This is a genomic window from Rhodanobacter sp. UC4437_H4, assembly GCF_052978425.1.
The window spans coordinates 1,227,410-1,248,080 of sequence record NZ_CM129673.1; the positions used below are offsets into that span (position 1 = coordinate 1,227,410).

Annotated in this window: 17 protein-coding genes; all 17 read right to left on the reverse strand. The window is 64.4% G+C overall.

Translation table 11 applies throughout. The features are described from left to right. Nucleotides 1–8: 8 nt before the first annotated feature. The gene (gene rplB / locus ACVCL3_RS05835; protein ID WP_395117268.1) at nucleotides 9–833 is read right to left on the reverse strand and encodes a 50S ribosomal protein L2; all 825 of its coding nucleotides are present in this window, start codon (nucleotides 831–833) and stop codon (nucleotides 9–11) included. Nucleotides 834–850: 17 nt separating this feature from the next. Further along, the gene (rplW, locus tag ACVCL3_RS05840) at nucleotides 851–1,144 is read right to left on the reverse strand and encodes a 50S ribosomal protein L23 (RefSeq protein ID WP_395117266.1); all 294 of its coding nucleotides are present in this window, start codon (nucleotides 1,142–1,144) and stop codon (nucleotides 851–853) included. Beyond that, entirely contained in the window at nucleotides 1,141–1,743 is a 603-nt protein-coding gene (gene rplD, locus ACVCL3_RS05845) for a 50S ribosomal protein L4 (RefSeq protein ID WP_395117264.1), read from the reverse strand. Before rplD ends, rplW begins: the two co-directional genes overlap by 4 nt. A gap of 11 nt (nucleotides 1,744–1,754) precedes the next feature. After that, nucleotides 1,755–2,396, reverse strand: coding sequence for a 50S ribosomal protein L3 (gene rplC, locus ACVCL3_RS05850; RefSeq protein ID WP_395117262.1), 642 nt, complete (start codon nucleotides 2,394–2,396; stop codon nucleotides 1,755–1,757). A gap of 20 nt (nucleotides 2,397–2,416) precedes the next feature. Continuing rightward, nucleotides 2,417–2,728 carry a 30S ribosomal protein S10 gene (gene rpsJ, locus ACVCL3_RS05855; protein WP_007082173.1) on the reverse strand — a complete coding sequence of 104 codons (312 nt, stop codon included), beginning with the start codon at nucleotides 2,726–2,728 and terminating at the stop codon, nucleotides 2,417–2,419. Between the two features lie 535 nt (nucleotides 2,729–3,263). Then, nucleotides 3,264–4,454, reverse strand: coding sequence for an elongation factor Tu (gene tuf / locus ACVCL3_RS05860; RefSeq protein ID WP_395117250.1), 1,191 nt, complete (start codon nucleotides 4,452–4,454; stop codon nucleotides 3,264–3,266). A gap of 158 nt (nucleotides 4,455–4,612) precedes the next feature. Beyond that, on the reverse strand, nucleotides 4,613–6,730 hold the full coding sequence (gene fusA, locus ACVCL3_RS05865) for an elongation factor G (protein ID WP_395117261.1): 2,118 nt from the start codon (nucleotides 6,728–6,730) through the stop codon (nucleotides 4,613–4,615). A gap of 192 nt (nucleotides 6,731–6,922) precedes the next feature. Continuing rightward, nucleotides 6,923–7,390 (reverse strand): 30S ribosomal protein S7, encoded by a 468-nt coding sequence (rpsG, locus tag ACVCL3_RS05870; protein ID WP_007514548.1) that lies wholly within the window; start codon nucleotides 7,388–7,390, stop codon nucleotides 6,923–6,925. Between the two features lie 203 nt (nucleotides 7,391–7,593). Continuing rightward, nucleotides 7,594–7,968, reverse strand: a complete 375-nt coding sequence (gene rpsL / locus ACVCL3_RS05875) for a 30S ribosomal protein S12 (RefSeq protein WP_007083021.1) — start codon at nucleotides 7,966–7,968, stop codon at nucleotides 7,594–7,596. Nucleotides 7,969–8,145: 177 nt separating this feature from the next. Next, the gene (gene rpoC / locus ACVCL3_RS05880) at nucleotides 8,146–12,357 is read right to left on the reverse strand and encodes a DNA-directed RNA polymerase subunit beta' (RefSeq protein WP_395117258.1); all 4,212 of its coding nucleotides are present in this window, start codon (nucleotides 12,355–12,357) and stop codon (nucleotides 8,146–8,148) included. A 154-nt stretch (nucleotides 12,358–12,511) separates the two neighbouring features. Then, a complete protein-coding gene (gene rpoB, locus ACVCL3_RS05885) occupies nucleotides 12,512–16,675 on the reverse strand; it encodes a DNA-directed RNA polymerase subunit beta (protein ID WP_395121355.1) in 4,164 nt (1,387 codons plus the stop codon). A gap of 256 nt (nucleotides 16,676–16,931) precedes the next feature. Next, a complete protein-coding gene (gene rplL, locus ACVCL3_RS05890) occupies nucleotides 16,932–17,303 on the reverse strand; it encodes a 50S ribosomal protein L7/L12 (RefSeq protein WP_136258109.1) in 372 nt (123 codons plus the stop codon). A gap of 51 nt (nucleotides 17,304–17,354) precedes the next feature. Next, on the reverse strand, nucleotides 17,355–17,888 hold the full coding sequence (gene rplJ / locus ACVCL3_RS05895; RefSeq protein WP_136258108.1) for a 50S ribosomal protein L10: 534 nt from the start codon (nucleotides 17,886–17,888) through the stop codon (nucleotides 17,355–17,357). A 349-nt stretch (nucleotides 17,889–18,237) separates the two neighbouring features. After that, nucleotides 18,238–18,945, reverse strand: a complete 708-nt coding sequence (gene rplA / locus ACVCL3_RS05900; RefSeq protein WP_395117254.1) for a 50S ribosomal protein L1 — start codon at nucleotides 18,943–18,945, stop codon at nucleotides 18,238–18,240. A gap of 3 nt (nucleotides 18,946–18,948) precedes the next feature. After that, the gene (rplK, locus tag ACVCL3_RS05905; RefSeq protein WP_027491701.1) at nucleotides 18,949–19,377 is read right to left on the reverse strand and encodes a 50S ribosomal protein L11; all 429 of its coding nucleotides are present in this window, start codon (nucleotides 19,375–19,377) and stop codon (nucleotides 18,949–18,951) included. A 299-nt stretch (nucleotides 19,378–19,676) separates the two neighbouring features. Next, a complete protein-coding gene (nusG, locus tag ACVCL3_RS05910; RefSeq protein ID WP_136258106.1) occupies nucleotides 19,677–20,237 on the reverse strand; it encodes a transcription termination/antitermination protein NusG in 561 nt (186 codons plus the stop codon). Between the two features lie 7 nt (nucleotides 20,238–20,244). Further along, nucleotides 20,245–20,640, reverse strand: coding sequence for a preprotein translocase subunit SecE (gene secE / locus ACVCL3_RS05915; protein ID WP_395117252.1), 396 nt, complete (start codon nucleotides 20,638–20,640; stop codon nucleotides 20,245–20,247). Between the last annotated feature and the right edge of the window lie 31 nt (nucleotides 20,641–20,671).

Sequence of the window (20,671 nt, forward strand, 5' to 3'; positions counted from 1 at the left end):
GCTTCCTGTTACTTGGTACGACGACGCACGATGAAGTGCTGCGTGCGCTTGTTGTTGCGGGTCTTGTAGCCCTTGGCCGGCGTGCCCCACGGGCTGACCGGATGACGACCGCCGGAGGTCTTGCCTTCGCCGCCACCGTGCGGGTGGTCGACCGGGTTCATCACCACGCCGCGGACGGTCGGGCGAATGCCTACCCAGCGCTTGGCGCCGGCCTTGCCCAGCTTCTTCAGGCTGTGCTCGCCGTTGCCGACTTCGCCGATGGTGGCGCGGCAATCGACCGAGACGCGACGCATCTCGCCGGAGCGAAGGCGCAACGTGGCGTAACCGGACTCGCGGGCAACCAGCTGCACCGAGGCGCCGGCGCTGCGGGCGATCTGCGCGCCCTTGCCGGGACGCAGCTCCACGCAGTGGATCGTGCTGCCCATCGGGATGTTGCGCAGCTGCAGGCAGTTGCCGGCCTTGATCGGCGCCTCGCGACCCGACACCAGGCGATCGTCCACCTGCACGCCCTTGGGCGCGATGATGTAGCGACGCTCGCCATCGGCGTAGCACAGCAGCGCGATGTGCGCGGTGCGGTTGGGATCGTATTCGATGCGCTCGACGCGGGCGGCGATGCCTTCCTTGTCACGCTTGAAGTCGATGATGCGGTAATGCTGCTTGTGACCGCCGCCACGATGACGCGTGGTGATCCGGCCATGATGGTTGCGGCCGCCGGTACGGGATTGCGCCTCGGTCAAAGGAGCGTAGGGCGCGCCCTTGTACAGGCCTTCCGTGCGGACGCTGACTGCGTCGCGGCGACCCGGCGAGGTCGGCTTGTGGTTGATTAGTGCCATTTCACAGAACTCCTGGCTCAGGCCTTGGCGGACACGTCGATGGCCTGGCCATCGGCAAGACGCACGTAGGCCTTGCGCTTGCCCTGGCGATTGCCAGCGCGGAAACGGAAGGACTTGACCTTGCCCTTGACGTTGACGAGGTTCACCTGCTCGACCTTGACGTCGAACAGCTTTTCCACCGCAGCGCGGACATCGGCCTTGGTCGCCGCGGGGGCGACCAGGAACACATACTGGTTGTGCTCGGCAAGACGCGCCGACTTCTCGGAGATATGCGGCGCACGCAGCGTATCGAGAATGCGTTCGTTGCTCATGCCAGCCACTCCTCGATCTTCTTCACCGCATCGACCGTGACCACCACGTGGTCGGAGCCGACGAGGCTGACGGGGTTCAGGCCCATGACATCCAGCACATGGATGTAGGGGATGTTGCGCGCAGCCAGGAACACGGATTCGGAGGCATCCTCGGACACCAGCAACACGCGACCGGACACGTCCAGCTCGGCCAGCTTGGCGACCATCGCGGAGGTCTTCGGCGTCTCGATGCCGAAGCTCTCGACCACCTTCAGGCGACCCTGGCGAACCAGCTCGGAAAAGATCGAGCGGATCGCGACGCGATAAGCCTTGCGGTTGACCTTCTGCTCGTAGCTGCGCGGCTTGGCGGCGAACGTGACACCACCACCGACGAAGATCGGGGCACGGTAGTCACCGTGGCGGGCGCCGCCGCCCTTCTGCTTCTTGAACTTCTTGGTGGTGCCGGACATTTCGCCGCGGGACAGCTGCGCCTTGGTACCGGCGCGGCCAGCGGCCTGATAGGCAACCACGACCTGGTGCACCAGGGCCTTCTTGTACTCGCCGCCGAACACTTCGTCCGACACGCTGAGCGGCTTGGCACCCATGACATTGAGTTCCATGGTGTCTCTCCTCAGCTCTTGGTCGTCGGGCGGATGACGACGTCGCTACCGGTGGCACCCGGTACCGCACCCTTGACCGCGATCAGATGACGCTCGGCGTCGACCTTGACCACTTCCAGGCCCTGCTGGGTACGATTCACGTTGCCCATCTGGCCGGCCATCTTCTTGCCGGGGAACACGCGACCCGGGGTCTGGCGCTGACCGATCGAGCCCGGTGCGCGATGCGACAGCGAGTTGCCGTGGGTAGCGTCGCCCATCTTGAAGTTCCAGCGCTTGATCGTGCCCTGGAAGCCCTTGCCCTTCGACACGCCGGCGACATCCACGATCTGGCCGACGGAGAACACGTCGTCCGCCTTGATCTCCGAGCCCACCGCGTACTTGCCGAGATCCTCGGCAGCAACGCGGAACTCCCACAGACCGCGACCCGGCTCGACCTTCGCCTTCGCGTAGTGGCCCTTCAGCGGCTGCGTCAGCAGGTTCGCACGCTTGCTGCCTGCGGAAACCTGGACGGCGCTGTAGCCATCGTTGTCGTCCGTCTTCACCTGGGTCACGCGGTTCGGCGTCGCTTCAATCAGCGTCACCGGAATCGAGCGGCCGTCTTCAGTGAAGAGTCGGCTCATGCCGCATTTGCGGCCAACCAATCCGATACTCATCTTCGTATCCTGTCTGTCGCTCAACCGAGCTTGATCTGAACATCGACGCCAGCGGCGAGATCAAGCTTCATGAGCGCGTCCACGGTCTTGTCGTTCGGGTCGACGATGTCGAGTACACGCTTGTGCGTACGGGTCTCGTACTGGTCGCGTGCATCCTTGTCGACGTGCGGCGACGTCAGAATGGTGTAACGCTCGATCTTGGTCGGGAGGGGAATCGGGCCGAGTACCGTGGCACCCGTGCGCTTAGCCGTCTCGACGATCTCGCTGGCGGAGCGGTCGATCAGTCGATGATCGTATGCCTTCAGCCGAATGCGAATCTTCTGGTTCGCCATAACCGTGTCCTGTTGTCGAAAGAACGTTCTGTGATGCCGGAGCGGCTTCTCACCACTCCGCACTGCCCTTTTGCCACTTGTCCGGGGCCCTCGATGATTTGCCGGCCCCTTTGAAAAACACCAGGCGAGCATCGATCCGCTCGCCTGGCACAATCCGAATCTCGCGCAAAACGACGTGTCAACAGGGCTAGCCCCGCGATCACGTCGACTTGCGAAGGCCGATCCACGGCCAGCGAACTCGAAGCACGTCCTGTGCCTCATTTCGCGGTTGGTCGTCCAGAAACACGTCTGTCCGACAAGTGAGCTGCGAAGTATACCGGTAAATCCGGGATTAGTGAAGAGGTGCGAAACAACTTCACCCTCGACTCGCCCCGGGGTGAACCGGCGCGGCGCAGCCGCGGCCGGTTCAACGGCGGGAGTTGTCCCGGCAGCGCGTGGTTCCGTTCGTCCCGCGACCCCGTGACCTTTACTTCAGCCATCCTCCCTGATGGCAAAGATCAAACCGGCATCCATGCCGGAATTCCCGCAAGAACCGTTACTTGATGACCTTGGCCACCACGCCGGCGCCGACGGTGCGGCCGCCTTCGCGGATGGCGAAACGCAGGCCTTCGTCCATCGCGATCGGGTGGATCAGGCTCACCACCATCTTCACGTTGTCGCCCGGCATCACCATTTCCACGCCTTCCGGCAGGGTCACGGCACCGGTCACGTCGGTCGTGCGGAAGTAGAACTGCGGGCGGTAGCCCTTGAAGAACGGCGTGTGACGGCCACCCTCGTCCTTCGACAGCACATACACCTCGGCCTCGAAGTCCGTGTGCGGGGTGATCGTGCCCGGCTTGGCCAGCACCTGGCCACGCTCCACGTCGTCGCGCTTCAGGCCGCGCAGCAGCAGGCCGGCATTGTCGCCCGCCTGGCCCTGGTCCAGCAGCTTGCGGAACATCTCCACGCCGGTGACCGTGGTCTTCTGCGTGTCGCGGATGCCGACCACTTCGATTTCGTCGCCCACTTTGATCACGCCGCGCTCGATACGACCGGTCACCACGGTGCCGCGGCCGGAGATCGAGAACACGTCTTCCACCGGCATCAGGAACGGCTTGTCGATCGTGCGCACCGGCTCGGGGATGTAGCTGTCCAGCGCGTCCACCAGCTTGATGATCGCCGGCACGCCGATTTCGCTCTGGTCGCCTTCCAGCGCCTTCAGCGCCGAACCGTGGATGATCGGGGTGTCGTCGCCCGGGAAGTCGTACTTGCTCAGCAGCTCGCGCACTTCCATCTCGACCAGTTCGAGCAGCTCGGCGTCATCGACCATGTCCGCCTTGTTCAGGAACACCACGATGTACGGCACGCCGACCTGGCGCGACAGCAGGATGTGCTCGCGCGTCTGCGGCATCGGGCCGTCCGCGGCCGAGCACACCAGGATCGCGCCGTCCATCTGCGCCGCACCGGTGATCATGTTCTTCACGTAGTCCGCGTGGCCGGGGCAGTCGACGTGCGCGTAGTGACGGGTCGGCGACTCGTATTCCACGTGCGCGGTCGAGATCGTGATGCCGCGCGCCTTCTCTTCCGGCGCCGCGTCGATCGCGCTGTAGTCCTTGAATTCTCCACCGAAACGCTCGGCACCGACCTTCGTCAGCGCCGCCGTCAGCGTCGTCTTGCCGTGATCCACGTGACCAATCGTGCCGACGTTGACGTGCGGCTTGGTGCGTTCGAATTTACCCTTTGCCATGACTTGAGACCTCTAGCTGGAACGTTCGTCAGTGCGGCGTCCGCCGCGTCGCTTTCAACCTACGCGACCCGTCGAAGGTCGCACTGCTTTTCTTGAAGAGTACGGCCATGGATGGCCGCTGTTTGATCTTGCTCTTGCGATCAGGACGATCGCGCCAATCAGGCCTTCTTGATCACCTGCTCGGCGATGTTGTTCGGTGCCTCGGCGTAGTGGTCGAACTCCATCGTGAAGGTTGCACGGCCCTGGGTCAGCGAGCGGATGGTGGTCGCATAGCCGAACATCTCGCCCAGCGGAACCATCGCGTCGATGGTCTTGCCCGACGGCGTGTCGTCCTGGCCCTGAAGCAGGCCGCGACGGCGGCTCATGTCGCCCATCACGTCACCGACATATTCCTCCGGAGTCACCACCTCGACCTTCATGATCGGCTCGAGCAGCACCGGATTGGCCTTGTTGAAGCCCTGCTTGAACGCCATCGAGGCGGCCAGCTTGAACGCCATTTCCGACGAGTCGACGTCGTGATACGAACCGAACACCAGCTTCACCTTGACGCCCACCACCGGGAACCCGGCAAGCGGACCGCTGGTGATGGTCTCGCGCAGGCCCTTCTCGACCGAGGGGATGAACTCCTTCGGGATCACGCCGCCGGTGATCTCGTTGACGAACAGGAAATCGTCCTTGACGTCCGGGCTCTTGCGCTCCTCTTCCGTCATCGGCGACAGCTCGATCACGACGTGGCCGTACTGACCCTTGCCGCCCGACTGCTTGGCGTGCTTGTAGTCCGACTTGACGTCCGAAGCGCGGATCGTCTCGCGGTAAGCCACCTGCGGCTTGCCGACATTGGCCTCGACGTTGAACTCGCGGCGCATGCGATCGACCAGGATGTCCAGGTGCAGCTCGCCCATGCCGGAGATGATGGTCTGACCGGATTCCTCGTCGGTACGGACGCGGAACGACGGATCTTCGGCAGCCAGGCGACCCAGCGCGATGCCCATCTTTTCCTGGTCCGACTTGGTCTTCGGCTCGACCGCCATCGAAATCACCGGCTCCGGGAACGTCATCCGCTCCAGGGTAATCACGTGATCCTGCGCGCACAGCGTGTCGCCGGTGGTCACGTCCTTGAGGCCGACCGCGGCGGCGATGTCGCCGGCACGCACTTCCTTCAGCTCGTGACGCTCGTTCGCGTGCATCTGCAGGATGCGGCCGATGCGCTCCTTCTTGCTCTTGACCGGGTTGTACACGGCGTCGCCCGAGTTCAGCGTGCCCGAGTAGACACGGAAGAACGTCAGCGAGCCCACGAACGGGTCGGTCATGATCTTGAACGCCAGCGCGGAGAACGGCGCGGCGTCATCGGCCTTGCGCGTGGCCGCCTGCTCGTTCTCGTCGATACCGGCCACCGGCGGGCGGTCGGCCGGCGACGGCAACAGCTGCACCACGGCGTCGAGCATCGCCTGCACGCCCTTGTTCTTGAACGCGGTACCGCAGAACACGGGAATGATCTCGTTGGCGAGCGTGCGCTGGCGCAGGCCGGCAATGATCTCCTCGGTGGAGAGGTCGCCGCCTTCGAGGTACTTGTTCATCAGCTCTTCGGTGGCTTCCGCAGCGGATTCCACCATGAAGGAATGCGCCTCGGCCGCCTTGTCGGCCAGCTCGGCGGGGATGTCGTTCAGCTCGAACTTCATGCCCTGGGTTTCCATGTCCCAGCTGATCGCCTTCATGCGCAACAGGTCGATCACGCCGGTGAAGTTGTCCTCGGCACCGATCGGCACCTGCATCGGCACCGGGTGGGCACCGAGGCGCGACTTCAGCTGGCCGACGACCTTCTCGAAATTGGCGCCGGTGCGATCCATCTTGTTGACGAACGCAAGGCGCGGCACCTTGTACTTGTTGGCCTGGCGCCACACGGTCTCGGACTGCGGCTGCACGCCACCGACCGCGCACAGCACGAATACGGCGCCGTCGAGCACGCGCAGCGAGCGCTCCACCTCGATGGTGAAGTCGACGTGTCCGGGGGTGTCGATGATGTTGAAGCGATGCTGCTCCATCGAACCATCCATGCCCTTCCAGAAGGCCGTGGTAGCCGCGGAGGTGATGGTGATGCCGCGCTCCTGCTCCTGCTCCATCCAGTCCATGGTGGCCGCGCCGTCATGCACCTCGCCGATCTTGTGGCTGACGCCGGTGTAGAACAGGATGCGCTCCGTGGTCGTGGTCTTGCCGGCATCGATGTGGGCCATGATGCCGAAGTTGCGGTAGCGGTCGAGGGGAGTGTTGCGTGCCATGGATGATTACCTTTGCCGGGCAGCCCTGCCCCATGTCTGGACGCGGCCGTCCGGGCCGAGAGCTTGTGAGAAATCCGCCCTTGAAGGCGGCTTGCTTTTGGCCGCCATTGAAGCGGCCCGGTATCCCTGGTCCGCCATGGACGGCGGCTTTTGTCGCTCGCCGCCACTGTTTGGCGGCAAGCGCAACTTCAATTACCAGCGATAGTGCGAGAAGGCCTTGTTGGCCTCGGCCATGCGGTGCGTCTCTTCACGCTTCTTGGCGGCGCCGCCGCGGCTTTCGGAGGCCTCCAGCAGCTCGGCAGCCAGCTTGCGCGGCATCGAGGTTTCGCCACGCTTGCGGGCAGCATCGATGACCCAGCGCATCGCCAGCGCCATGCGACGGCCCGGACGCACCTCGACCGGCACCTGGTAGGTGGCACCACCCACGCGGCGGGACTTCACCTCAACCGCCGGGGCGATGTTGTTCAGTGCCTTCTCGACCAGGGCCACCGGCTCGGCATTCTTTTCGCCGATGTGCTGCAGCGCACCGTAAACGATGCTCTCAGCCACGGACTTCTTGCCGCTCTTCATCACCATGTTGATGAAGCGGGCAATCAGCTGGCTGCCATGCTTGGGATCCGGCAGAACCAGACGGGCGGGATGTGAACCTTTGCGCGACATGTTTGTTGTCCGTTGTTTTCGCAGGCAACCCTGCCCGCACGAAAAGCAGCCGTTATGGCCGCATCGATGTTTTTGCAGGCATCCCGCCTGCGAAGCCAAAGCGCCCGTCCATGGCCGCACTTTCCAGATGTCTCACTCTTGCAGGTGCCCGACCCGGCAACCCGGGCGGTCGACCCTGCCCGCCTGCCTGGCAGGCCCGGGCGTTACTTCTTCGGGCGCTTGGCGCCGTACTTGGAACGCGACTGGCGGCGCTTGGTCACGCCGGCGCAATCGAGGCTGCCGCGCACCGTGTGGTAGCGCACACCCGGCAGGTCCTTGACACGGCCGCCGCGGATCAGCACCACGGAGTGCTCCTGCAGGTTGTGCCCTTCACCGCCGATGTAGCTGATGACCTCGAAACCGTTGGTCAGGCGCACCTTGGCGACCTTGCGCAGGGCCGAGTTCGGCTTTTTCGGGGTGGTGGTGTAAACGCGCGTGCAGACGCCGCGGCGCTGCGGGCTGCTCTGCAAGGCCGGCGAACCGCTCTTGTAGGTCTTGGGACTGCGGTTCTTGCGCACCAACTGGTTGACTGTCGTCATGCGTAGCTGTTCCTGAAAACATAAAGGCAGCCCGATCAAGCTCGGTCTGCCAAGAAGCGGGAATTTAACATGAGCCGCTTGCCATGGGCAAGCTGACGCCCTGCCGTCCTTGACCCGAACACGAGGCGCGTCCCTGCGCCTCATTTCGTATGTCAGCGAGTGAAGCCTCGAACGGGCTTACTCGGCACCACCATCTGCACCGGTCACCTCTGCGACCGGGGTCGCAGGCGTGGTTCCGGAAAGCGTCTCGAGCTCCGTGGCGGTCAAACCGCCCTGGCGACGACGCAATGCGTGGTACGCCAAGCCCGTGCCTGCCGGAATGAGACGGCCGACAATAACATTTTCCTTCAGGCCCCGCAAGGTATCACGGGTGCCGCGCACCGCAGCTTCGGTCAACACGCGGGTGGTTTCCTGGAACGAGGCGGCCGAAATGAACGACTCGGTCGCCAGCGAAGCCTTGGTGATGCCAAGCAGGATCGACTGGTATTCGGCCGGTCGCTCGCCCTTGGCCACGGCCCGCTCGTTCTCGGCGTTGATCCGCACGCGCTCGATCTGCTCTCCGCGCAGGTAATGGCTGTCGCCCGGCTCGACGATCTCGATCTTGCGCAGCATCTGGCGAATGATCGCCTCGATGTGCTTGTCGTTGATCTTCACGCCCTGCAGGCGATACACGTCCTGGATCTCCTTGACCAGGTAACCGGCCAGCGGCTCCACGCCCAGCAGGCGCAGGATGTCATGCGGACTCGGCTCGCCGTCGACGACGGTTTCGCCCTTCTCCACATGCTCGCCCTCGAACACGATGACCTGACGCCACTTCGGAATCAGTTCCTCGTGCTCGTTGCCGTCGACGTCCTTGATGACCAGGCGCTGCTTGCCCTTGGTGTCCTTGCCGAAGCTGACGATGCCCGAACGCTCGGCCAGGATCGCCGGCTCCTTCGGCTTGCGCGCCTCGAACAGGTCGGCCACGCGCGGCAGACCGCCGGTGATGTCGCGGGTCTTCGAGCTTTCCTGCGGAATGCGCGCGATCACGTCGCCCACGCCCACCTCGGCGCCGTTCTGGATCGACACGATGGCACCGGCCGGCAGGAAGTACTGCGCGGCGATGTCGGTGCCCGGCAGCTTCAGCTCGCGGCCCTTGGCGTCTTCCAGGCGCACGATCGGACGCAGGTCCTTCGCCTGTGCGCCGCGGCGCTTCGGATCGGTGACCACCGCCGACTCCAGGCCGGTGAGTTCGTCGGTCTGGCTCTGCACGGTGACGCCGTCGAGGAAGTCGATGAAGCGCACCACGCCAGCCACCTCGGTGACGATCGGGTGGGTATGCGGGTCCCAGTTGGCCACGGTCTGGCCCGGCTTGACCGCCGCACCGTCCTTGACCGCGATGGTGGCGCCGTACGGCACCTTGTAGCGCTCGCGCTCGCGGCCGCTGGCGTCGATCACGCTCAGTTCGCCGGAACGCGACACCGCCACCAGATGGCCCTGCTTGTGCTGCACCGACTTCAGGTTGTTGTACTTCAGCGAACCGGTGGTTTTCACCGTCACGTTGTCCACCGCCGCCGCACGCGAAGCCGCACCGCCGATGTGGAAGGTGCGCATGGTCAGCTGGGTGCCGGGCTCGCCGATCGACTGCGCGGCCACCACGCCCACGGCCTCGCCCATGTTGACCAGATGGCCACGGGCCAGATCGCGGCCGTAGCACAGCTTGCACACGCCATGTTCGGCTTCGCAGGTGATCGGCGAACGCACCTTGATGATCTGCACGCCGGCCTTGTCCAGCTTCTCGACCAGTGCCTCGTTGAGCAGGGTGTCGCGGGTGACGATCGGCTGGTCGTCGTCGCCCGGGGCGTAGACGTCCTCGACCACCACGCGGCCGAGCACGCGGTCGCGCAACGGCTCGACCACGTCGCCGCCTTCGACGATCGGCTGCATGGTGATGCCGTCCTCGGTGCCGCAGTCGTCCATGGTGATGACCACGTCCTGCGCCACGTCGACCAGGCGACGGGTCAGGTAACCGGAGTTGGCGGTCTTCAGCGCGGTATCGGCCAGGCCCTTGCGGGCGCCGTGGGTCGAGTTGAAGTACTGCAGCACGTTCAGGCCTTCGCGGAAGTTGGCCTTGATCGGGGTCTCGATGATCGAGCCGTCCGGGCGCGCCATCAGGCCGCGCATGCCGGCCAGCTGGCGAATCTGCGCCACCGAGCCACGCGCGCCGGAGTCGGCCATGATGTACAGCGAGTTCATCGACTTCTGGTTGACCGTCTTGCCGTCGGCATCGACCACCTTCTCGGTGCCGATGCCGTCGATCATCGCCTTGGCCACCAGCTCGCTGGTGCGCGACCAGATGTCGACCACCTTGTTGTAGCGCTCGCCGGCGGTGACCAGACCGGACTGGTACTGCTGCTGGATCTCGACGACTTCCTTCTCGGCCTCTTCCAGGATCGGCTTTTTCTCGGCCGGAATCAGCATGTCGTCGATGCCGATCGAGATGCCCGAACGAGTCGCGTAGCGATAGCCGGCATACATCAGCTGATCGGCGAACACGACCGTGTCCTTCAGGCCCAGCAGACGGTAGCTGGAGTTGATCAGACGCGAGATGTTCTTCTTCGTCAGCTCGGTGTTGGCCAGCTCGAACGGGAGGCCCTCGGGCATGATCTCGGCCAGCAAGGCGCGACCGACCGTCGTATCGACGATCCTGGTCTGCTGCGTGCGGGTACCGTCTTCGGCGATGTGCACCAGCTTCATGCGCACCTTGACCTTGGCGTGCAACTCGACTGCGCGGTTGTCGTATGCGCGACGTGCCTCGCCAATGCCGGAGAACACCATGCCGGTGCCCTTGGCGTTGATCAGCTCACGGGTCAGGTAATACAGGCCCAGCACGACGTCCTGGGTCGGCACGATGATCGGCTCGCCGTTCGCCGGCGACAGGATGTTGTTGGTCGACATCATCAAGGTGCGCGCTTCCAGCTGCGCCTCGATCGACAGCGGCACGTGGACAGCCATCTGGTCGCCGTCGAAGTCGGCGTTGAACGCGGTGCAGACCAGCGGATGCAGCTGGATCGCCTTGCCTTCGATCAGCTTCGGCTCGAACGCCTGGATGCCGAGGCGATGCAGGGTCGGCGCACGGTTCAGCAGTACCGGATGTTCGCGGATCACCTCTTCGAGGATGTCCCACACCTGGGCCTCTTCGCGCTCGACCAGCTTCTTCGCCGCCTTGATGGTGGTGGCTTCGCCACGCGCCTGCAGCTTGGCGAAGATGAAGGGCTTGAACAGCTCCAGCGCCATCTTCTTCGGCAGACCGCACTGGTGCAGGCGCAGGGTCGGACCGACCACGATCACCGAACGACCGGAGTAGTCAACGCGCTTGCCCAGCAGGTTCTGGCGGAAGCGGCCCTGCTTGCCCTTGATCATGTCGGCCAGCGACTTCAGCGCGCGCTTGTTGGTGCCGGTGATGGCACGGCCGCGGCGGCCGTTGTCGAGCAGCGCATCGACCGATTCCTGCAGCATGCGCTTCTCGTTGCGCACGATGATGTCCGGCGCATTGAGCTCGAGCAGCCGCTTCAGGCGGTTGTTGCGGTTGATGACGCGACGGTACAGGTCGTTCAGGTCGGAGGTCGCGAAGCGGCCGCCATCCAGCGGCACCAGCGGACGCAGATCCGGCGGCAGCACGGGAAGAACGGTCAGCACCATCCACTCCGGTTTGTTGCCGGATTCCAGGAACGCCTCGATCAGCTTGACGCGCTTGGTCAGCCGCTTCAGCTTGGTCTCGGAATTGGTGGAAGCGATCTCTTCCTTCAGGCGGATGACTTCGCCCGGCAGGTCGAGCGACTTCAGCAGGTGGAATACCGCCTCGGCACCCATCCGCGCGTCGAACTCGTCGCCGTGTTCCTCGGTCGCCTCCAGGTACTGGTCCTCGCTGAGCAGCTGGCCGCGCTCCAGCGCGGTCATGCCCGGGTCGATCACCACGAAGGCTTCGAAGTACAGGATGCGCTCGATGTCGCGCAGGGTCATGTCCAGCATCAGGCCGATGCGCGAGGGCAGCGACTTGAGGAACCAGATGTGGGCGGTCGGGCTGGCCAGTTCGATATGGCCCATGCGCTCGCGACGCACCTTGGCCAGCGTCACTTCCGTGCCGCACTTCTCGCAGACCACGCCGCGATGCTTCATGCGCTTGTACTTGCCGCACAGGCACTCGTAGTCCTTCACCGGACCGAAGATGGCCGCGCAGAACAGGCCGTCACGCTCCGGCTTGAAGGTACGGTAGTTGATCGTCTCCGGCTTCTTCACTTCACCGTACGACCACGAGCGGATCAGCTCCGGCGACGCGAGCGCAATCTTGATCGCGTCGAAATCCGGCGTCGCACGCTGCTGGTTGAAGAGGTTGAGCAAGTCTTTCATTTGAATCTCCGGTCGGAGCAAATTCTTGGGTCGAGGTCCGCAGTTCGAACAAGATCAGGTTCGCCGGATCCGGGGCCGGGACCGGGTTTGCTTTTGCAAATCCCGGCTTTTAACAGACGAATGTCTGGTAATCCCGTATCCCGAACCCCGTCGATCACTTGACCTCTTCCAGGTCGATGTTGATGGCGAGCGAGCGGATTTCCTTCACCAGCACATTAAAGGACTCCGGCATGCCTGCCGACATCTCGTGGTTGCCGTCGACGATGTTCTTGTACATCTGGTTGCGGCCCTGCACGTCATCGGACTTCACCGTCAGCATTTCCTGCAGGGTGTAGGCCGCGCCGTAGGCTTCCAGCGCCCAGACTTCCATTTCGCCGAAGCGCTGGCCGCCGAACTGCGCCTTGCCGCCCAGCGGCTGCTGGGTGACCAGCGAGTACGGGCCGGTGGAGCGTGCGTGCATCTTGTCGTCAACCAGGTGGTTGAGCTTCAGGTAATGCATGTAGCCCACGGTGACCGGGCGATCGAACGCCTCGCCGGTGCGACCGTCGTACAGCGTGGTCTGGCCCGACTCGGGCAGATCCGCCAGCTTCAGCATCGCCTTGATCTCGGTCTCCTCGGCGCCGTCGAACACCGGCGTCGCCATCGGCACGCCTTCCTGCAGGTTGGTGGCGAGCGCCAGGATCTCCTTGTCGGTGAGCGACTTCAGGTCGACGTGCTGCACCGCGCCGGCGACGTGGGTGTTGTAGATCTGGTCGAGGAACTTGCGGATCTCGACCACCTTCTCCTGCGCCTCGAGCATCTTCTGGATCTTCTTGCCCAGGCCCTTGGCGGCCCAGCCCAGATGCACTTCCAGAATCTGGCCGATGTTCATGCGCGAAGGCACGCCCAGCGGGTTGAGGCAGATATCCACCGCCTCGCCGTTGGCCATGTACGGCATGTCCTCGACCGGCACCACGTTGGAAACCACGCCCTTGTTGCCGTGGCGGCCGGCCATCTTGTCGCCCGGCTGGATGCGGCGCTTCACGGCCAGGAACACCTTGACCATCTTCAGCACGCCCGGCGCGAGGTCGTCGCCCTGGGTGATCTTGCCCTGCTTCTCCTTGAAGCGCTTGTCGAACTCTTCCTTGTGGCGCTTGATCTGGTCGGCGGCACGCTCGAGGAACTCGGTGACGTCCTCGTCCTTGACGTTGATCTTGAACCAGTCGTCCTTCTTCAGGCCGTCGAGGTAGGCGTCGGTGATCTCGGTGCCGCGCTTGAGGCCGCCCGGACCGCTCTGTGCGGTCTTGCCGACCAGCTGGGTGCGCATGCGGCTGTAGATCGCGCCTTCCAGGATGCGGAACTGGTCGTCCAGATCCTTGCGCACCCGCTTGACCTCGGTTTCCTCGATCTGCTTGGCGCGCTTGTCCTTCTCGATGCCGTCACGGGTGAACACCTGCACGTCGATGACGGTGCCGTCCATGCCCGGCGGCACGCGCAGCGAGCTGTCCTTCACGTCGGATGCCTTCTCGCCGAAGATCGCGCGCAGCAGCTTCTCTTCCGGGGTCAGCTGGCTCTCGCCCTTCGGCGTGACCTTGCCGACCATGATGTCGCCGGCCTTCACCTCGGCACCGATGTAGACGATGCCCGACTCGTCCAGGCGCGCCAGCGCCTGCTCGCCCACGTTCGGGATGTCGGCGGTGATTTCCTCGGCGCCCAGCTTGGTGTCACGCGCGATGCAGGACAGCTCCTCGATGTGGATCGAGGTGTAGCGGTCTTCCTGCACGACACGCTCGGAGAGCAGGATCGAGTCTTCGAAGTTGTAGCCGTTCCACGGCATGAACGCGATCAGCATGTTCTGGCCGAGCGCGAGCTCGCCCAGGTCGGTCGACGAGCCGTCGGCCAGCGTGTCGCCCTTTGCCACCACGTCACCGACGTTGACCAGCGGACGCTGGTTGAGGTTGGTGTTCTGGTTGGAGCGGGTGTACTTGGTCAGCGTGTAGATGTCGACGCCGGCGTCGTTGTCGCCCACCTCGTCCTCGTTCACGCGCACCACGATGCGCGCCGCGTCGACCTGGTCGATCACGCCGCCGCGCTTGGCCGAGACGATGACGCCGGAGTCGCGCGCCACGGCGCGCTCGACGCCGGTGCCGACCAGCGGGGTCTGCGAACGCAGGGTCGGTACCGCCTGACGCTGCATGTTCGCGCCCATCAGTGCGCGGTTCGCGTCGTCGTGCTCCAGGAACGGCACCAGCGCCGCGGCGACCGACACGGTCTGCATCGGCGAGACGTCCATGTAGTCCACTTCGGACGCCGGGCGCAGCTCGGATTCACCGCGGAAGCGGCAGGACACGAAGTCCTCGATGAAGGCGCCATGCTTGTCCAGCGGCGAGTTCGCCTGCGCGATCACGTGGTCGCCCTCCTCGATCGCCGACAGGTAATCGACCGTGTCGGTGACCTTGCCGCCGGCCACCTTGCGGTACGGCGTCTCGAGGAAGCCGTAGGCGTTGGTGCGCGCGTAAACGGCCAGCGAGTTGATCAGGCCGATGTTCGGGCCTTCCGGCGTTTCGATGGTGCAGACGCGGCCGTAATGGGTCGGATGCACGTCGCGCACCTCGAAGCCGGCGCGTTCGCGGGTAAGGCCACCCGGCCCGAGCGCGGAGACGCGGCGCTTGTGGGTGACTTCCGACAGCGGGTTGTTCTGGTCCATGAACTGCGACAGCTGCGAGGAACCGAAGAACTCCTTCACCGCCGCCGCGACCGGCTTGGCATTGATCAGGTCCTGCGGGGTCAGGCCATCGGCCTCGGCCAGGCTGAGGCGTTCGCGAACCGCACGCTCCACGCGCACCAACCCGATGCGGAAGGTGTTCTCCGCCATTTCGCCCACCGAACGCACGCGGCGGTTGCCCAGGTGGTCGATGTCGTCCACGGTGCCGTGGCCGTTCTTGATGTCGATCAGCACCTTCAGCACGTCGAGGATGTCGGAGCTCTCGCCCTGCTCGGCGACCAGTCGCTGCGACTCCTCTTCCTTGCGTTCGCTGAAGTACTTGTAGTCGTACAGCACGCCCGGGCCGAGGATTTCCTTGCGGCCCACGCGGCGGTTGAACTTCATCCGGCCCACGCTCGACAGGTCGTAACGGTCGAAGGTGAAGAACAGGTTGAAGAACAGGTTCTGCGCGGCGTCCTTGGTCGGCGGCTCGCCCGGACGCATCATGCGGTAGATCTCCACCAGCGCCTCCAGCGGCGTCGTGGTGTTGTCGATGCGCAGGGTGTGCGAGATGTAGGCGCCGCGGTCCAGGTCGTTGACGTACAACGTCGGCACGATCTCGATGCCGGCCTTGCGGAAGTTCTCCAACTGCTCGGCGGTGATCTCGTCGTTCGCCGAGGCCAGCAGCTCGCCGGTCTTGCTGTCGACGATGTCCTTCGCCACGATGCGGCCGACCGGATAGTCATCCGGTACTTCCAGCGCGGTGATGTTCTCGGCCGCCAGCTGGCGCACGTGGCGCGCGGTGATGCGCTTGCCGGCTTCCACCAGCACCTTGCCGCCGATGGCCAGGTCGAAGCTCAGCGTCTCGCCGCGAAGGCGCTCGGCAACCAGCTCCAGCGTGGTGCCGCCCTTCTTGCCCAGGTGGAACACGTTGTGCTCGAAGAAGATGCCCAGCATCTCTTCGTTGTTGTAGCCGAGCGCACGCAGCAGCACCGTCACCGGCAACTTGCGGCGACGATCGATGCGGGTGAACAGCGCGTCCTTCGGGTCGAACTCGAAGTCCAGCCATGAGCCGCGGTAGGGGATCACGCGAGCCGAGAACAGCAGCTTGCCCGAGCTGTGCGTCTTGCCGCGGTCGTGGTCGAAGAACACGCCCGGCGAACGATGCAGCTGCGAGACGATCACGCGCTCGGTGCCGTTGATGATGAAGGTGCCGGTGTCGGTCATGAGCGGAATCTCGCCCATGTAGACCTCCTGCTCCTTGATGTACTTGACCACCTTCTTGGAGGCCGGGCTGTCCTTGTCGTAGATGACCAGACGCACGGTGGTGCGCAGCGGCGCGCCGAAGGTCATGCCGCGGTTGCGGCATTCGCGCTCGTCGAACGCCGGCTCGCCGAGGCGGTAGTCGACATACTCGAGTGCGGCATTGCCCGAATAGCTGGAGATCGGGAACACCGACTTCAACGCGGCATGCAAACCCTTCTCGCCGCGTTGCTTCGGCGCGACGTGCTCCTGCAGGAACTCACGGTAGGAATCGGTCTGGATGGTCAGCAGGTTGGGCACGCCCAGTACGGGCGGACGCTTGCCAAAGTCCTTGCGGATGCGTTTCTTCTCGGTAAACGAGTAGGCCATGATCGGTAGCGCCTCGGTTCGCAGTGACGCCGGCGGTGCACACACCGGCTGAAGGGATGATTTGTCTTTGCCGGACGGCCAACGCCATCCGGGCCGGGGATTCGGGAATCGAGAATGGGGAATCGGTCAAGGCCCGAAGGCCGTTACTGACGATTCGCCATTCTCCATTCCCCATTCCCGTTCAAACGGGCAAAGCCCGGGAGCTTTCGCTCCCAGGCTCGCTTGACATCAAGTCGAAGCAGCGGCGTACAAACGCCGATTACTTCAATTCGACGGTGGCGCCGGCAGCTTCCAGATCCTTCTTGAACTTGTCGGCGTCTTCCTTCGACACGGCTTCCTTCAGGACGCCGCCGGCCTCGGTGAGGTCCTTGGCTTCCTTCAGGCCCAGGCCGGTGATCGCGCGGACAGCCTTGATCACGTCGACCTTCTTGGCACCGGCGCTCTTCAGGATCACGTCGAACTCGGTCTGCGCTTCGGCAGCCGGGCCGGCAGCAGCCGGGCCGGCAGCGACCATCACCGGGGCGGCGGCGGTCACGCCAAACTTCTCTTCGATCGCCTTCACCAGGTCCATCACTTCCATCAGCGACTTGGCGGCGACGGCTTCAACGATCTGTTCGTTGGTCAGGGACATTGCATTTACCTCTGGATGTATTTCGGTTCGGTTTGATGAGACGCAGATCGATCAGGCCGGTTCGGCTTCAGCCGGGGCTTCGGCGGCGACTTCGCCACCACCCTGCTGGTCGGCCACCGCCTTGACGACGCGGGCGAACATCGTGGCCGGCTCGGCCAGCACGCGGGCCAGCATGGCCAACGCCTGTTCGCGGGTCGGCAGCGAGGCCAGCACGTCGACGTGCGAGGCCGGCAGCAGCTTGCCTTCGACCGAGACGAGCTTCGCCTGCAGCTTGTCGTTGTCCTTGGCGAACTCCTTGATCAGACGCCCGGCAGCGCCGGGTTCTTCCGTCGAGAATGCGTACAGCAGCGGACCGACCAGGGCGTCCTTGACGACCTCGAACTCGGTACCGGCCACGGCGCGCGACGCCAGCGTGTTCTTGACGACTCGCAAGTACACACCGGATTCGCGGGCCTTCTTGCGCATCGCGGTCATCTGAGCGACCGTGGTGCCCGCATACTCGGCAGCGACCAGGGAGTGAGCCTTCGCGGCAACTTCAGCCAGCTCTGCGACTACTTCTTGCTTCTGAGACAGATTGAGAGCCATTGCACTCCTCCAAATGAACTCCGCTCGCGGCTCCTGCCGCTTGCGGTCCTGGGCGACGCCATCCCTGGCGCCGGGGACACCTCGTGCCCCGGGTGTTGGCCTTTCCAGAACTGAACAACGAACCGTTCCAGTAGGGGCAGCACCATCTGCGCAGGCCGGATCGTGGCGACTCCGATTAAGCAACCCCGTTGGCGACGCGGCGATTCCCTGCCAGGTTCGAGCTCCCTGCCCGTCGTCGTCGCGCGTTGGTTGCGCCTGCGGTCTTTGACAGCGATCCCGGCTTCGCGAACGGGCCGGGACTGCCCTCAAAAACTGCCCGCGTCGACTTCGAGGTCGACGCGGGGCTTGATTACTTGGCGGCGATTGTCAGCGACGAGGTATCGACGGCAACGCCGACGCCCATCGTGCTGGACAACGCCACTTTCTGCAGGAACACGCCCTTGGCCGTCGACGGCTTGGCCTTGATCACATCGGCGATCAGCGCGTTGAGGTTGTCCGCCAGCTGGGCGGCCTCGAAGCTGGCCTTGCCGATGGTGGCGTGGACGATGCCAGCCTTGTCGTTGCGGAACTTCACCTGGCCGGCCTTGGCGTTCTTCACCGCGGTGGCGACGTCGGCGGTGACCGATCCGTCCTTCGGGTTCGGCATCAGGCCGCGCGGGCCGAGCAACTGGCCGAGCTTGCCTACCACGCGCATCGCGTCCGGCGTGGCGATCACGCGACCGAAGTCGAGATCACCGCCCTGCATGCGCTCGGCCAGGTCGTCCATGCCGACCGCGTCGGCACCGGCGGCCTTGGCCGCCTCGGCCTTCTCGCCAGGCGGGCAGAACACGGCGACCTTGACGGTCTTGCCGGTGCCATGCGGCAGCAGCGAGGAGCCACGCACGCCCTGGTCCGACTTCTTTGCGTCGATACCCAGGCGCACCGCCACGTCCACCGACTCGGCGAACTTCGCCTTGGCGTTGTCCTTGACGATCTTCAGGGCCTCTTCCAGGCCGTAGAACTTGCCCGGCTGCACCGCGGCCTGCGCGGCTTTCATGCGCTTCGTGAGCTTTGCCATGTCTTAACCCTCCACCACAAGGCCCATGCTGCGGGCGCTACCGGCAATGGTGCGCACCGCGGCGTCGAGATCGGCAGCCGTCAGATCCGGCTCCTTCTGCTTGGCAATGTCTTCCAGCTGCTTGCGGGTGACCTTGCCGACCTTGTCGGTGTTCGGCTTCTGCGAACCCTTGGCGACGCCGGTGGCCTTCTTCAGAAGGATGGTGGCGGGCGGGGTCTTGGTGATGAAGGTGAAGCTGCGGTCGGAATAGGCCGTGATGATGGTCGGGATCGGCAGACCCGGCTCCAGCTTCTGCGTGGCGGCATTGAACGCCTTGCAGAACTCCATGATGTTCAGGCCGCGCTGACCGAGGGCGGGACCGACCGGCGGCGAGGGGTTGGCCTGACCGGCCTTGACCTGCAGCTTGATGTAACCGACAACTTTCTTTGCCATGGGATTTTCCTCGCGAGTCCAGGCGCCTTGCGGCTCCTCGCTGTTCACCGCTCCGTGGATGGAAGGAAGACCTGCCTCGTGCAGATCCGAAACGCGGACACGCCGGGCCAAAAAGACCCCGCGTGAACCGCGCAGTATAGAGATTTACCGGATCATCAGCAAGCCCCGTGCCAGTTGCGGCACCAAGACCGAAATTGGAAGCGGAGAGTGTCGGCCTGACCGGCGCTACCCTCCCCCGCCAGCGGAGGAAAAGACGAAGATGCCGAGCGAGTGCGCTCCGGGCAATCTTTTCCCTGGACTCAGGCCTTTTCGACCTGACCGAACTCCAGTTCCACCGGGGTCGAACGCCCGAAGATCAACACGGCCACGCGCAGGCGGCTCTTCTCGTAGTTGACTTCCTCGACCACGCCGTTGAAATCGTTGAACGGGCCCTCGGTGACGCGCACCATCTCGCCCGGCTCGAACAGCACCTTCGGCTTGGGCTTCTCGACGCCCTCGCGCACGCGACTGAGAATGGCGTCGGCTTCGCTGTCCTTGATCGGCAACGGGCGATCGGCGGTGCCGCCGATGAACCCCATGACCTTGGGGGTTTCCTTGATCAGGTGCCAGCACTCGTCGTCGATGCGTGGCGCCTTGCCCTCGGTGCTGCACTCGATCTGCACCAGCACGTAGCCGGGGAAGAACTTGCGATCGCTGCGGCGCTTCTGCCCGCCGCGCATCTCGATCACTTCCTCGGTCGGCACCAGCACTTCGCCGAACTTCTCTTCCATCCCGGCGCGCTTGATGCGCTCCTCGAGAGAACGCTTGACCTGGTTCTCGAAGCCCGAATAGGCGTGCACCACGTACCAGCGCTTGCTCATGCTCATCTCAACCACCCAGCTTCAACAGCCAGTCGAGGATGACCGACTTCAGGATCAGGTCGATCAACCCCAGCAGCAGCGACAGGACGATCACCACCAGCAGGATGACGCCGGTCGTCTTGATCGTCTCGTCGCGCGTGGGCCAGACCACCTTGCGCATCTCGAACTGCGATTCGGCCAGGAAATTCCTGACCCGCCGCCCCAGCCCGGTGAACGCGGCGATCGCCACGGCGATCACCAGCGCGGCGAGCACGCCCAGCAGGCGCATCGACACGGGGACGCTGCCGTCACGACCGAACCAGGAATAGGCAAAGATGCCCGCTGCCAGTACCAGCCCCGCCAGTATCAGCTTGCCGATGTCGCCAGCGTTGGTGCCCTTGGGCTGTTCTGCCTTGGTAATCATGTGCGCTTGTCGAGTGGCGGCAGCACGCCGA